Source organism: Arthrobacter sp. SRS-W-1-2016 (genome assembly GCF_002009585.1).
Classification (GTDB): domain Bacteria; phylum Actinomycetota; class Actinomycetes; order Actinomycetales; family Micrococcaceae; genus Arthrobacter; species Arthrobacter bambusae_A.
The window spans coordinates 1-13,899 of the sequence record NZ_MTPV01000036.1; the positions used below are offsets into that span (position 1 = coordinate 1).

Genomic DNA, 13,899 nt, shown 5'->3' on the forward strand with positions numbered 1-13,899 from the left:
CCGCGCCCGGTCAATCACTTGCCGCCAACGGGCAACCCAACATACCGCGCCCGGTCATTTCTAAGTTGCCGTTGACAGCCCTGAAATCCGCATCGTCAATTTCCCTCGAAACAGTTATCGCGGCCGGGGCGGTAGCCATCTTCCTGCTTCAGAGTGCCCATCTAGTCACACTTGCAGTTCTTGGTCGCGCCCACAAAGGGGGACGCCGACCAGGGAAGCGACGGCAGAAGCAAGGCGGACCCAGCCAGAGCGGAACAGCGCACCAAGTGGGAGTTGTTCATCCGAAGCAGCAGAGTCGCAAGCATACGCCCCGGCGAAAAGCCTGAAGCTAGCTCTTCGCTTAAGGAGTGGCCGTCTCATCGGGCCGATTGAGCGCCTTCTCATTGTGGTCCTCGCTTTCGCGGGCGCCCCGCAAATTATCGCTGCACTCTGACTCTCGTGCGTAATGGCTAATAGACCGAAAATTATTAGCTAATGGCTAATACGGCTCCACTCGACGGCCTAGTTAGCCGCACTCAAGTAAAGTGCCTTAACGCCCCCGCGCAGGACGACGCCGGTACCAAACAACAAAGCCCCACAGCGCGACGATCAAACATACGGCAGCGACAATCCCCCGCCACCAAATAAAAGGTTGCCAAAGTCCGAATATCAGGGCCCAAACAAGGAGAACACCACTCACGTCGAGTCGTGGGGCTCGGATCTTCACGGAGGCTCTCCTTCTTGTCATCTGTCTTCATCCAGGAGCGCAAGCGCCAAAGACCAAGAATACTTCCCAACAGCCCGACGTCGGACCCGGACCGCCGCGAGACATGTCCGCCCGTTGCCCAGCCCCAATCCCAGTGACACCACCGCGACTGACGGCCATACTGGGAGCATGAGCGTCAACACCCGCGGCACAGCGGAAGGCGCCGCTGTTGCCACCCCGGCCCCCACCGCCCCCGCTGCTCCGACAGAACCACCCGCACCGGCCACCCCAACCACCGGTCCCATCACCCGTGAAGAACTGCAACTCGCTTCGCGCAACCATGCCATGCCGTTGGAAATGCTCCGATGGCCCGTCACCCCGCTGGGCATGCACTACCTCCTGGTCCATTTCGACGTCCCCCGGATAGATCCCGTCACGTGGCGGCTGAATGTCGGCGGACTCGTGGACCATCCGCACGAGTACACCCTGTCCGACCTCCAGCACCGCGAGCGCCGCACCCAAGCCGTCACCATGGAGTGCGCCGGCAACGGCCGATCGCGGCTGGAACCGCGGCCTGTGAGCCAGCCATGGGACCAGGGTGGGGTGGGGACCGCCGAGTGGACCGGCACCCCGCTCGCTCCGTTACTGCTCGACGCCGGCGTCTCACCGGACGCCGTCGAGCTCGTCTTTACGGGCGCGGATCGAGGGATCCAGGGCGGTAAGGAGCATCAGTACGCGCGCAGCCTGACCCTCGCGGAAGCGATGTCCGACGACGTACTGCTCGCCTACGAGGTCAACGGCCAAGCCCTTCCGCCGCAGCACGGCTACCCTGTCCGGTTGCTCGTTCCTGGCTGGTACGGGATGACGAGCGTCAAATGGCTGCAATCCATCGAGGCAATAGACCACAGTTTCGACGGCTACCAACAGCTCGGCTCCTACCGCTACACCCAGGACGCAGACGATCCGGGCGAACCCGTTCAGCGGATCAAAGTCCGCTCCCTCATGGTTCCCCCTGGAATTCCCGACTTCCTCACGAGGCAGCGCACGCTCGACGCAGGACCGGTGCTGCTGACCGGCCGGGCCTGGTCCGGGAAGGGAACCGTGGACAGCGTCGAAATCTGCGTGGACGGGGTCTGGGAGAAAGCCCAACTTCACGCTCCGGCCGGACGTCATGCGTGGCGCGGATGGACGTTCACGTGGATCGCAACGCCCGGTTCCCACGAGTTGGCATGCCGGGCGACGGATTCCACCGGGCAGACCCAGCCCGATACCCCGGAGTGGAACTACCAAGGCATGGGAAACAACGACATCCAACGGCTGACCGTAACGGTCCGGGAGTAAACGGGCCGGGCAATGGGCGCCACGTCCAAGAACACCGCCGACTACGAATTCCTCACCGTCTGGCGGGTCGCGGGCACCCCGCGTGAGGTCATGGACATCTTGGGCGACGCCGGAACACTGCCCCGCTGGTGGCCCTCGGTGTACCTGAGGGTTGTTCCGCTCGATCCGGGAAATGCGGACGGTACAGGAAAGGCCTTCTCCCTGCACTCCAAGGGTTGGCTGCCGTACACGCTGCGCTGGAGGTTCACGGTCACCGAACCCATCACGGAGCGCGGTTTCGCGATCGCGGCGAACGGCGACCTGCATGGTACCGGGCGCTGGACTTTCGAACAGGACGGTCCGGAAACGGTGATCACCTATGACTGGCGGGTCAGCACATCAAAACCGCTGCTCCGGCGGCTAAGATGGCTGCTCAAGCCCGCTTTTGCCGCGAATCACCATTGGGCGATGGCCCGCGGCCAGGAGAGTCTCGCCCTTGAATTACGACGACGACGTCCCGGCACGGACCTCTCCAAGGTCCCCCGCCCCGCGCCGCCTACGTTTGCAAGCCGCTACCGTTGGCCAAGGAGTACAACGCATGCCTGATGACAACAAAGACGAAGTCCGCTGGTTGGCGCAGCCCGAGGACCAGGACTATCCGAGCGCGGCCGACTATTTGTCTCTGTTGGAATCCGACGACGTCGTCGCCTCCGTGATCGCGGCGCTCAAGGACGCGCCCATCCAACACCGCAAGGCCAAGGACATTCTCCGGGCCGCGCGTCTAGCGTTGTTGCCCGAGGACAACGCCCACGTGGCCTCGGACCTGAAGAAGATCAAGGAAGGCAAGAAGCTCTCGCCCATCCTCATCGTCAAAGGCGACCTGGCCCGCGGCATTCCCGCGCAGGTGGCCGATGGCTACCATCGGGTGTGCGCGAGCTACTACACGAACGAAAACACCGACATTCCTCTCAAACTGGCTAATGCGCCCCGGTAACCACCGCTAACCAACCGCAACGCCGGTAGAAGGAGGAACGCGTGTCGTTCTTTCAGCTTTCGCTGATCGCCACGGTCGCGCTCCTCGGACCGTTGCTCGCGCTGCCCCGGAAATGGCACCTTCCCGTTGTCCTGGGACAGTTGCTGGCGGGCATCGTCATCGGACGCACAGGCCTGGGCCTGGTTGATTCCTCGGATCCCACCTTCACTTTCGTGGCCGACGTCGGATTCGCCCTCATCATGTTCGTCGCCGGGACGCACGTCCCCGTGCGGGACAAAGCCATCCGTCCCGCCCTGGGCAGCGGCGCCCTGCGCGCCGGCGTCGCCGCGGCGCTGGCCGCCGTCGTCGGGATCGTCATCGCTTTTGCCTTCGGGACCGGACATGCTCCCCTCTATATCGTGCTGCTCGCTTCCTCCTCGGCCGCACTGGTGTTGCCGATCGTCGACTCCCTTCGGCTGGCAGGACCGAAGGTCCTGACGACGACGGCGCAAGTGGCGATCGCTGACATCGCCTGCATTGTGGCGCTTCCGTTGGCCGTCGACCCGCCTAACGCCGGCCGGGCAGCGGTGGGGGCAGCCGTCGTCGCGGTTTGCGCGCTGGCCTTGTTCTTCGTGCTTCGCTGGCTGGAGAACAGCGGCAACCGCGGACGGTTGCATGAAATGTCCGAAGACCGGAAGTTCGCCCTGGAACTGCGGATCCAGCTGGCCCTGCTCTTCGCGCTTTCCGGGCTCGCGGTCCTCGGCCACGTCTCCATCATGCTGGCCGGGTTCTCCTTCGGCCTGGTGGTCTCAGCGGTGGGCGAACCCCGCCGCCTGGCGCACCAGCTCTTCGCCGTGAGCGACGGTTTCCTGGGGCCGGTCTTCTTCGTCTGGCTGGGTGCGTCGCTGGACTTGCGGACCCTCGCGGGCAGCCCGCGGATGATCCTCCTCGGGATCTGCCTTGGCTTTGGAACACTGCTGGTGCACGGAAGCATCCGGGCCCTCGGCCAGCCCCTGCCGCTCGCGGTGCTGGCGGCATCCCAATTGGGAGTGCCGGTTGCCGCCGCCACCATCGGCTCCCAATTGCACTTGCTGGAACCGGGAGAAGCCGCGGCGATGATCCTCGGTGCCCTCATCAGCATCGGGGCAAGCACCATCGCGGGCTCGAGGGCGGCACGCAGCTTCTCGCAGGCCGCACCGGGTTCGGCAGGCGAGGGGCCAAAACGCGGTGGCCCGGCAAGCAAAGGCCCGGCAGGCAAGCCGTCGGAAGGTGGTCCGGCGATCACTGCGTGATTCCCGCGTACTGCGTCGGGTAACGTCGATGCAGTAGCTGTGCGCCAGGGAAATGAAGGAGTTGCCATGAGCCGGAAGACGAAAAAGCCAAAGACCCGTGGCGGGCATCTCAAGGCAGTGCCTTCGGCCCCCAGAATGCCCTTGCAGTTGGTCCTCAACCATCGCGTAGTCGACTCCTTCACCCCGGATTTCGTTCGCTGGTACGAAAGATTCAGTGACGCCGAAGACGCCCTGCAGTGCTTGCACATAGTCAAACTCTTCATCTCGGCAAGCCACGCGATCAGCGAAGAAAGCTCCGCAACCTGGTTCGACCCCGACAGCTTGGACGACGCAGCCCTTGCCCTTGCGAGCACGCTTGACGAGGCTGATAGCGATGAGGCGCTTGTAGCGATCTTCGATTACTTGCACCTCTACGCTGAATTCCTCTTTGAAACTGGCCGCTGGTCCGGGACCGAGGAGGACTACTTCGTCCTCCACATGCTCCTCACCGAAGAAGCTTCCGGGGAATTGGGCCTTCCTGACGACATTCCGGAACTTTCCGACGAAGAGCAGGACCGGGCGTTCCAGGAACTGCCCGTTCTCCAGTTGACCGGACGTTTGCTGGAGTGGCTCGGAGCCGGAAAGGACGTCACCAGCACTGGCGTGCTCCGGCTGAAAGACATTGAAGGTGCTGCCGGAGCGGTAGGAGTGAAAGCCAGAGGGAAAAAGACCGGGAAAGGGCCTCTCCCGGAGGGCGAAGGCGCGGCCGAAGCCGATCCGGAGTCATTTGAAGTCGGCTCCATGCACGAAGTTCCCGTGCTGCGTGAAATCTGGGCCGCGCTGGTGGACATCGATGGCCTGTCGATCGGGTCAACACGTGCCGCACCCGGCGCGGCCGCCGAATCGTGGGACTCCCCAGACCTCGATTCGAGGCTTCAGATCCGGCGTGAGTTCCTCACGGTATTCCTTGCCAGTGCAGTGATGGATTCCGGCGACATGTGGGAGGAAGGTCCCCGGGATAATGCAACCCTGGCCAGGGTACTCCTGAGGGGAGCCACTGGAGAGCCCGTCAGCGTGGACGAACTCAAGAGTGCGGCAGCGAACGAATCGGTGGGCAGCGCATTGCCCACGTTCGAGGCGATCCGGGCGCTCCGCGAGCTCGCCACCCTCGCCGATCTTGGCCTCGTCGACGTGGACACCCACTACACCGTTCCGCCGGCGGTCATCCAGTGTGTGATCCCGGCGCTCGCCCTGGTTCTTGCCATGGAAGACAATTTCGAACCGGGCCCGGTCCACCCTGGCTAGCAACCCCGTCACACGACCCATCCGACGGCAGTCCAGCCACGAACCACCGATAGAATGTCGGGGTTGACCAGCCGGAACTGGACGGTCCATCACCCGCTGGAACGCTACCGAGGGAGGAACCCGTGCGCTCATCGCCTGCCCGGACACCCTTCCATGCGTTGCGTTCGGCCGCTCTGGCGGTGGCCATTGTTGCCCTCGCAGCAGGGGCCCACGTCCTCTCCGGCGGCGCGCTTCCCGTCACACCGGTCCTGCTGGCCGTCCTCGCATTGACCGGGCTCGTCACCACGCTTGCTACCCGGTTCAAGCTCGGCTTCCCGGTTATTGCCTTCCTTCTGGGAGCCGGCCAGCTGGTCCTGCACGAAGCATTTATGGCATTCGGTCCGCTCATGGGGCCGGCTCCGGAATCGCCGGCACATCACCTCGCCGCCGAGCACGTTTCGCCGCCACTGGGAGCCGAAACTGTACATTTTCACGAGGCCGACACTCCCCTCAGCTGGTTGATGCTGACCGGTCACGCCCTCGCGACAGCCGCTTCGGCCTTGCTGCTGGCCAAGGGCGAGCAGGCGCTGTGGCAGCTTGAGGCCTGGCTCCGTCCCCTCCTCCGGCTGATCCTCCTGGTCTTCAGGCCCGACGCCGGCAGCGGAGCTGTTGCGTTCAGCGCACCTGCCGTATTCATCCCCCGCCCGTGGCGGAACCTCAGGCAAGACAGCAGACGCGGCCCGCCCGCCGTCGTCGTACCCTCCTGACTCCGCCCGGCACCGCCTTTAACTGGTGACGGGCATATCCCCGCACTTGGCGCGCTTTCACGCGCCCTTTGAAAGGCAACAACCATGAACAAGTCCCCACTCCGCCGTGCCCTTACTGCCACAGCAACCGCCGGCGGGACCGCCGCGCTGATGATGGCCGGGCTCGCGGGCGCATCTGCCCACGTTTCTGTCACCCCGGACAAGACCACGGCCAACTCCTATGCTCTGTTGACCTTCGGTGTCCCGCATGGCTGCGACACTTCGGGCACCACCAAACTAACCATCAACCTGCCCGAGGAACTGACGGACGCCACGCCCACGGTGAACCCCAACTGGGCGGTCGAGAAAGTGACTCAGACGCTGCCCGCGCCCAAGAAGCTGGCCGACGGCACATCAATCACCAAGCGCACCAGCCAGATTGTCTACACGGCCAAGGCTCCACTGGACCCGCACTTGCGCGACGCGCTGGTCCTGTCCGTGAAGCTGCCCGACGCCGCCGGTAAGACGCTCTACTTCCCCACGCTCCAGAACTGCGAGCAGGGGCAGACAAACTGGGCTGAAATCCCGCAGGACGGCCAGGACCCGCACTCGCTCAAGGCTCCAGCGCCGTCAGTGGCCGTCACAGCCGCGGATGCGGCCGCGGGCGATGGTCACGTGGCTGCGTCGATCTCCACAGAGCAAGCTGCCTCGGTGACCGACGACGGCTCACAGGCGCGCAGCTGGGCCGGGCTGTTCGCCGGAGTAGCTGGGCTGGGGCTGGGTGGCGCGGCCTTCTTCCGCAGCCGTTCCGCCAAGGCTTCAGTGCCCAAGTAACGAGTCCGGTGGGTGGGCGTCCGGAACATTACGATCCGGACGCCAATCCGGCGCCGCTGCCGCGCCGCAGTTGACTCCGGCAAATGACGACGAAATGCTGTGCGCATGACGAATATGCGAGTCAAGAACGGTCTCCTGCTCACGATGGCAGCAGCCTCGGTATTCCTGCTCTCCAGCTGTGCCCAAAGCCAAGCCCAGCCCTCGGGCACAGCCGCGCCGAGCGACACTGCTTCGGCCTCGACGTCAACCTCGGCCTCAAGTACTCCGAGCTCCAGCGTCAGCGCCAGCCCATCGAGCTCCGGGACGACGACGGCATCCGGCGTTGCTCTCTGCAAAGCGGGCTCGCTGACGGCTTCTGTCGACTCCACCGGCGGCGGAGCGGCAGGCAGCGTCTACATGAAACTCATCCTGACCAACACCGGCACGGAACCCTGCGTCCTGAACGGTTTCCCGGGTGTCTCACTCACGTCCGGAGCTACAGGCGATCCGATCGGCGCTGCCGCCGCGCGCGACGACTCCCAGCCTGTGACACAAGTGGTTCTCGCTCCAGGGAAGGCCGGTTTCGCCCAACTCCGGTACACCCAGGCGGGCAACTACCCCGAATGCACCCAGGCCCAGGCCGCGGGGTTCCGGGTCTACCCGCCCGAGGACACCGCTTCGCTTTTCATCCCGCAGCAGCGCACGGCCTGCAGCAACACCAATATCAACCTTTTGAGCGTCCAGGCGTTCCAGGCGGGGTAGCGCTGCTCCTATTCCTGCGCTGTTCCTTGTTGTGTCAGTGCCGTGAGGTTGTGTCAGTGCCGTGAGGCATGATGGAGGAATGCAGGAGCAGGAGCTACCGGGCGGTTCTGGCGACACGGCCATGGACCGCTTCAGCCGTGCCACGCGCGAGTGGTTCCTCGGGGCTTTCTCCGCGCCCACCCCTGCCCAGGACGGTGCATGGAAGGCCATTTCTTCGGGATCGCACGCCTTGGTGGTCGCACCCACCGGTTCCGGCAAGACGCTCGCGGCCTTCCTGTGGGCGCTGGACCGGCTCCTGTCGGTTTCTCCGGCCGCGTCGGCGGACGCCCTCCCGGGGCTTGAGGAAGCTGGCAGCCGCGCCCGCGCCAAAGCCCCCAAGCGCAAGACCCGCGTCCTGTACATCTCACCCCTCAAAGCACTCGGCGTGGACGTCGAACGGAACCTCCGCTCGCCGCTGATCGGCATCACGCAGACCGCCAAACGTCTCGGACTGCCAGCCCCGCTGGTGAGCGTCGGCGTCCGTTCCGGAGATACGACGACGGCGGACCGCCGCGCGCTGCTCAGCCACCCGCCGGACATCCTCATCACCACGCCCGAGTCCTTGTTCCTCATGCTGACGTCCAAGGCCCGGGAGACGCTGAGCGAAGTGGACACTGTGATCGTCGACGAGGTCCACGCAGTTGCGGGTACCAAACGCGGCGCGCACCTCGCGGTGTCCTTGGAACGGCTCGATGCTCTGCTGCCGAAGCCGGCCCAGCGGATCGGCCTCTCGGCCACCGTGGAGCCGCGGGAGCTCGTCGCGCAGTTCCTCGCCGGTTCGGCACCCGTGGAAATCGTCGCACCGCCGTCGCACAAGAACTGGAACCTCAGCGTCAGCGTCCCTGTGGAGGACATGTCCGACCTTGCGGGAGCTGCCGGCGCCTTCGACTCCGGGCCGGCCTCCGGACTGCAACCACAAGCCTCCATTTGGCCGCATGTTGAGGAAAAGATCGTTGACCTTGTGCTGTCGAAGCAGTCCACCATTGTGTTTGCCAACTCCCGGCGCCTCGCGGAGCGGCTCACGGCCCGGCTGAACGAGATCTACGCTGAACGCCAGCTCATGGCGGTGGATGTGTTTGCGGCCCCGGCGGATTCGGTGCTGGACTCGGGGCCGCCGTCCTCGACGGCGACACCCGCCCACATGATGGCGCAGGCCGGAAGCACCAGCGGCGCCGATCCGGTCCTGGCCCGCGCGCACCACGGCTCCGTGTCCAAGGACCAACGCGCACTCATCGAGGACGACCTCAAGTCCGGCCGGCTTCGATGTGTTGTAGCGACGTCATCGCTGGAACTCGGCATCGACATGGGCGCCGTGGACCTTGTAGTCCAGGTCGAATCGCCGCCGTCGGTGGCCAGCGGACTGCAACGGGTTGGTCGCGCGGGCCACCAGGTAGGCGAAATTTCCGAAGGGGTGCTCTTCCCCAAGCACCGGGCAGACCTCGTCCACACCGCCATCACGGTGGAACGGATGCTGGGCGGGAAGATCGAGCGCCTCCATGTTCCGGCCAACCCCTTGGACATCCTGGCCCAACAAACGGTCGCCGCCACCGCGCTGGGGAGCATCGACGTCGAGGAATGGTTCGCCACCGTGCGCCGCTCCGCTCCGTTCGCCACCCTGCCACGCTCCGCTTTCGAAGCCACCCTGGACCTCCTGGCTGGCCGGTATCCCTCGGACGAATTCGCAGAACTCCGGCCGCGCATCATCTGGGATCGAAACGCCGGCACCATCGAGGGCCGGCCCGGGGCACAGCGCCTTGCCGTGACCTCGGGCGGAACCATCCCGGACCGCGGCCTTTTCGGCGTGTACATCATCGGCACGGAAAGCGAAGGGTCCGGGTCCCGTTCGGCCTCCGAGTCCGGCTCCGGCAGGGACGGTGCGGCGTCCGCGCAGGAGCCGAGTCCGGCGTCGCGCGCTGCCAAAGGCGGCCGACGCGTCGGTGAGCTCGACGAGGAAATGGTCTACGAATCCCGGGTAGGTGACGTCTTCGCCCTCGGTGCCACGAGCTGGAAAATCGAGGACATCACGCACGACCGCGTCCTTGTCTCCCCCGCCTTCGGCCAGCCCGGAAAGCTCCCCTTCTGGAAAGGCGATTCCCTGGGCCGGCCGGTGGATCTCGGCCGGGCGCTCGGAGCATTCGTGCGCGAGCTCTCCGCATCGGATCAAGGTCCCGCGCTGGAACGATGCAAGGCCAGCGGGCTGGACGACTTCGCCGCCGGCAACCTGCTCCAGTATCTGGGCGAACAGAAGCAGGCCACGGAGGTCGTCCCCAATGACCGGACGCTGGTGGTCGAACGGTTCCACGACGAACTCGGCGATTGGCGCGTGGTGCTGCACAGCCCCTTCGGCATGCCGGTCCACGCGCCGTGGGCCCTCGCCGTCGGGCAGCGGCTCCAGCAGCGCTACGGTCTGGACGGTTCCGCCATGGCCGCCGACGACGGCATCGTGCTGCGGGTGCCCATGATGGAGGACGAGCCTCCCGGAGCGGAGCTGTTCCTCTTTGACCCCGACGAGCTTGAGCAGATCGTGACGGCGGAGGTTGGCGGCAGCGCCTTATTCGCCTCCCGCTTCCGCGAGTGCGCCGCGCGTGCGCTGTTGTTGCCGCGGCAAAATCCGGCGAAAAGGCAACCGCTTTGGCAGCAACGGCAACGCTCGGCGCAATTGCTGGATGTCGCCAAGAAATATCCGTCCTTCCCCATCGTGCTCGAGACAGTGCGCGAATGCTTGCAGGACGTCTACGACCTCCCCGCGTTGAAAGACATTGCCGCTTCGATCGAGCGCCGAGAGCTGCGCTTGGTACAGACCACCACCCAGCAGCCGTCCCCGTTCGCCAAGTCGCTGCTCTTTGGCTACGTTGCCCAGTACTTGTATGAGGGCGATTCCCCGCTCGCCGAACGCAGGGCCGCGGCTTTGGCCCTCGACTCCACACTCCTGAACGAGCTCCTGGGCAGGGTGGAACTGCGCGAGCTCCTGGATGCCAAGGTCATTGAGGCCACCGAGCTCGAACTCCAGCGGCTGGCACCGGACCGGCAAGTCCGAGGCATGGAAGGCGTGGCGGACTTGCTGCGACTGCTCGGCCCCTTGAGTGTCGAAGAAGTGGCCGCCCGTTTGCAGCCCGAAGGAGTGGAGTCTTCCCCGGAACCGGCTGCGGTGAAATCGGCCGCCGAAGCGGAGCTGGCTGCGTTGCATCTGGCGGCGCTACGCAAGGCCAACCGCGCCCTCACGGTGACGCTCGGCGGTGTCGAACGATTCGCCGCCATTGAGGACGCGGCCCGGCTCCGGGACGCCATCGGCGTTCCGCTGCCCATGGGTGTGCCTTTGGCGTTCATTGAACCCGTCCATGATCCACTCGGGGATCTGGTCTCCCGTTACGCACGAACCCACGGACCGTTCACGGCTGAGGAAGCCGCCGCGAGGCTGGGACTGGGTGTCGCCGTCGTGGGCACAGCACTGAAACGCTTGGCGGCCGACGGCCGTGTGGTGGAGGGCGAGTTCCGTCCGCACCCGAGTGCGCCGGACACGGTGGCCGATGAGGGACCGGAGCTGTCTGAGGTGCCGGAACTCCCGGCCATTCCGCTCCGCGGGAACCCAATGAGTAGCGAGTGGTGCGATTCCGAGGTCCTGCGCAAGCTCCGGCGTCGTTCGCTGGCGGCGTTGCGGGCCGAAGTGGAACCGGTGGACGCGGCTGCTTACGGGCGCTTCCTGCCCACCTGGCAAAACGTGTCCGTGCCCTCTCCCGGGCGCCCTGGTTCTCCTGGAGGCAGGGGCGCCTCGGCACTGCGGGGGCTCGACGGCATCATGACGGCCATCGATCAACTCTCCGGCGTGCCCGTTCCGGCGTCGGCCTGGGAACCGTTGGTGCTGGCCAGCCGGATCTCCGACTATCAGCCGGCCATGTTGGATGAGCTCATGGCCGCAGGCGAAGTCTTGTGGTCCGGAGCCGGCTCGCTCCCCGGGAACGACGGCTGGATCAGCCTCCACGTGGCCGAAGCCGCGGAACTGACGCTCAACCCGGATCCTGATTTCGAGCCAGGCGATGCCCAGCTCCGCCTTCTTGAATACCTGCAAGGCGGTGGCGGCGCCTATTTCTTCCGGCAACTCACCGAGGTTGCCGGCGGCATGGATGCGGTCCTCAGCGACGACGCCGTGGTCGCCGCCCTGTGGGATCTCGTCTGGGCCGGCCGCATCACGGGAGACACCTTCGCCCCCGTCCGCGCGATGATTGCGGGCGGCCGCACGGCGCACAAGCAGCCGGCCCGGCCGCCGCGTGCCCGGTCGCTGCGGATGAGCAGGCTCGGCCGTTCGCATGGCACCGGCTTGATGGGGTCGCCCGGGCTCACGGGCGGACGCTACGGCTCGGTCTCCGGTACGGCTCCCACTCCTCCGCTCGCCGTTGGCCGCTGGTCGGCTTTGCCGGCGCCTGAGCTCGACCCCACCATCCATGCGCGCGGCACCGCCGAACTCCTCCTCGACAGGTACGGCATCGTGACGCGCGGCTCCGTCATGGTGGAGAACATCGTGGGCGGATTCGGGTTGATGTACAAGGTCCTCGCACGCCTCGAAGAAGCCGGGCGGTGCCGCCGTGGCTACTTCATCGAGCACCTCGGAGCAGCCCAGTTTGCCGTTCCGGCAACGGTGGACCGCTTGCGTTCCTTCACGGAGGATGCCCAACTCGCCAAGGCCGAGCCTGTCGCTTTGGCCCTTGCCTCCACGGATCCCGCCAACCCCTACGGCGCAGCCCTCCCCTGGCCCGCGTTGGCCGTCGACGCAGGATCGGGTCACCGTCCAGGGCGGAAAGCAGGTGCCCTGGTGGTGATGGTCGACGGCGCCTTGGTTTTGTACGTCGAACGCGGCGGGAAGACCCTGCTCACTTTCAGCCATGACGACGACGTCCTGGCGGCTGCCGCTGCCGCGCTCGTCGGAGTTGTGCGGCGAGGAGCGGTAGACAAACTGATCATGGAAAAGGTCAACGGTCATGACCTCTTGGACACCCCCGTGGCATTAGCGCTTGCGGCTGCCGGGGCGTACTCCACACCGAAGGGATTGAGGATCCGTGCCTGAAGGCGACTCGGTCTGGCGGGCTGCCGCGGAGCTGCACAAAGCCCTTGCCGGGCAAGCACTGGTCTCTTCCGATTTCCGGGTGCCCAGGTTTGCCACGCTGAACCTGGCCGGATGGACCGTGTCCGAGGTGGTGCCGAGGGGAAAGCACCTGCTCATGCGCTTGCTCGAGCCGGCGGACGTTGGGCCCGGACCCGTAGATGCCGGTTCGGCGGCGGCCGGACCACCCCGCCGCGCCCTGACCATCCATTCGCACTTGAAAATGGAGGGAAGCTGGCAGGTCTATGCCCCCGGCGGCCGTTGGAGGAAACCCGGCCACACGGCCAGGTGCGTCCTCCGCACGGCGACGGCCGACGTCGTCGGCTTCTCCTTGGGCGTCCTGGAAGTGATCCCGACCCCGGACGAGTCCCGCGCGGTGGGGCATCTGGGCCCGGATCTGCTCGGGCCCGACTGGGACGCGGAAGAGGCTGTTCGTCGGCTCCGGGCCGCACCGGACGCACCGATCGGCGTCGCACTGTTGGACCAGCGGAACCTCGCCGGTATCGGCAATATCTACCGTTGCGAAACGTGTTTCCTGGCCGGGGTGCATCCGGCCACGCCGGTATCGGCCGTACCCGACCTCGCAGGGATGCTCGTGGAAGCCAAGGTCCTGCTCGAGGCCAACTTAGGACCGGGGCGAAGGATCACGCGTGGCACTGCGTTCCCCGGAGTGCGAGGGATTCCCCGCTCCGGCTATTGGGTGTACGGCCGCGAGCACCAACCGTGCCTTCGTTGCCGTACGCCGATTCGCCGCGGGGTGCTGGGACCGGCGTCGGGGATGGAGGACCGGACCATCTACTTCTGCCCCGAGTGCCAGCCGGCTCTTTAACTCTGCCCAATCCGCCTGGCGACGCGGGAAATCCCCAGCGACACCAGAATTCGGGTGCGTAGGGAAATTCGCGCATCGCCAG

Annotated in this window: 10 protein-coding genes; all 10 read left to right on the forward strand. The window is 65.8% G+C overall.

What is annotated here, in order from left to right; all coding sequences use genetic code 11:
- Positions 1-874 precede the first annotated feature (874 nt).
- Complete coding sequence (locus tag BMF89_RS08525) at positions 875-2,026, forward strand: sulfite oxidase (RefSeq protein WP_078106664.1); 1,152 nt, start codon at positions 875-877, stop codon at positions 2,024-2,026.
- A 12-nt stretch (positions 2,027-2,038) separates the two neighbouring features.
- The gene (locus BMF89_RS08530) at positions 2,039-2,611 is read left to right on the forward strand and encodes an SRPBCC family protein (RefSeq protein WP_078106665.1); all 573 of its coding nucleotides are present in this window, start codon (positions 2,039-2,041) and stop codon (positions 2,609-2,611) included.
- Positions 2,604-2,999: a hypothetical protein gene (locus BMF89_RS08535; protein WP_078106666.1), complete on the forward strand. Its 396-nt coding sequence runs from the start codon at positions 2,604-2,606 to the stop codon at positions 2,997-2,999. Before BMF89_RS08530 ends, BMF89_RS08535 begins: the two co-directional genes overlap by 8 nt.
- A gap of 41 nt (positions 3,000-3,040) precedes the next feature.
- Positions 3,041-4,270, forward strand: coding sequence for a cation:proton antiporter (locus tag BMF89_RS08540; RefSeq protein ID WP_078106667.1), 1,230 nt, complete (start codon positions 3,041-3,043; stop codon positions 4,268-4,270).
- Between the two features lie 66 nt (positions 4,271-4,336).
- Positions 4,337-5,554 (forward strand): hypothetical protein, encoded by a 1,218-nt coding sequence (locus BMF89_RS08545; RefSeq protein ID WP_078106668.1) that lies wholly within the window; start codon positions 4,337-4,339, stop codon positions 5,552-5,554.
- Positions 5,555-5,676: 122 nt separating this feature from the next.
- Entirely contained in the window at positions 5,677-6,300 is a 624-nt protein-coding gene (locus tag BMF89_RS08550; RefSeq protein WP_078106669.1) for a hypothetical protein, read from the forward strand.
- A gap of 84 nt (positions 6,301-6,384) precedes the next feature.
- Positions 6,385-7,113 carry a YcnI family protein gene (locus BMF89_RS08555; RefSeq protein ID WP_078106670.1) on the forward strand — a complete coding sequence of 243 codons (729 nt, stop codon included), beginning with the start codon at positions 6,385-6,387 and terminating at the stop codon, positions 7,111-7,113.
- Between the two features lie 105 nt (positions 7,114-7,218).
- Positions 7,219-7,854: a DUF4232 domain-containing protein gene (locus tag BMF89_RS08560; RefSeq protein ID WP_078106671.1), complete on the forward strand. Its 636-nt coding sequence runs from the start codon at positions 7,219-7,221 to the stop codon at positions 7,852-7,854.
- A gap of 79 nt (positions 7,855-7,933) precedes the next feature.
- Positions 7,934-12,952: a crosslink repair DNA glycosylase YcaQ family protein gene (locus tag BMF89_RS08565; protein WP_078106672.1), complete on the forward strand. Its 5,019-nt coding sequence runs from the start codon at positions 7,934-7,936 to the stop codon at positions 12,950-12,952.
- Positions 12,945-13,817, forward strand: a complete 873-nt coding sequence (locus tag BMF89_RS08570; RefSeq protein WP_078106673.1) for a DNA-formamidopyrimidine glycosylase family protein — start codon at positions 12,945-12,947, stop codon at positions 13,815-13,817. Before BMF89_RS08565 ends, BMF89_RS08570 begins: the two co-directional genes overlap by 8 nt.
- Positions 13,818-13,899 lie beyond the last annotated feature (82 nt).

Coding starts and splice junctions, on each gene's coding strand:
- BMF89_RS08525 (WP_078106664.1), top strand. CDS start 875: ATGAGCGTCAACACCCGCGGCACAGCGGAAGGCGCCGCTGTTGCCACC.
- BMF89_RS08530 (WP_078106665.1), top strand. CDS start 2,039: ATGGGCGCCACGTCCAAGAACACCGCCGACTACGAATTCCTCACCGTC.
- BMF89_RS08535 (WP_078106666.1), top strand. CDS start 2,604: ATGCCTGATGACAACAAAGACGAAGTCCGCTGGTTGGCGCAGCCCGAG.
- BMF89_RS08545 (WP_078106668.1), top strand. CDS start 4,337: ATGAGCCGGAAGACGAAAAAGCCAAAGACCCGTGGCGGGCATCTCAAG.
- BMF89_RS08555 (WP_078106670.1), top strand. CDS start 6,385: ATGAACAAGTCCCCACTCCGCCGTGCCCTTACTGCCACAGCAACCGCC.
- BMF89_RS08560 (WP_078106671.1), top strand. CDS start 7,219: ATGACGAATATGCGAGTCAAGAACGGTCTCCTGCTCACGATGGCAGCA.
- BMF89_RS08565 (WP_078106672.1), top strand. CDS start 7,934: ATGCAGGAGCAGGAGCTACCGGGCGGTTCTGGCGACACGGCCATGGAC.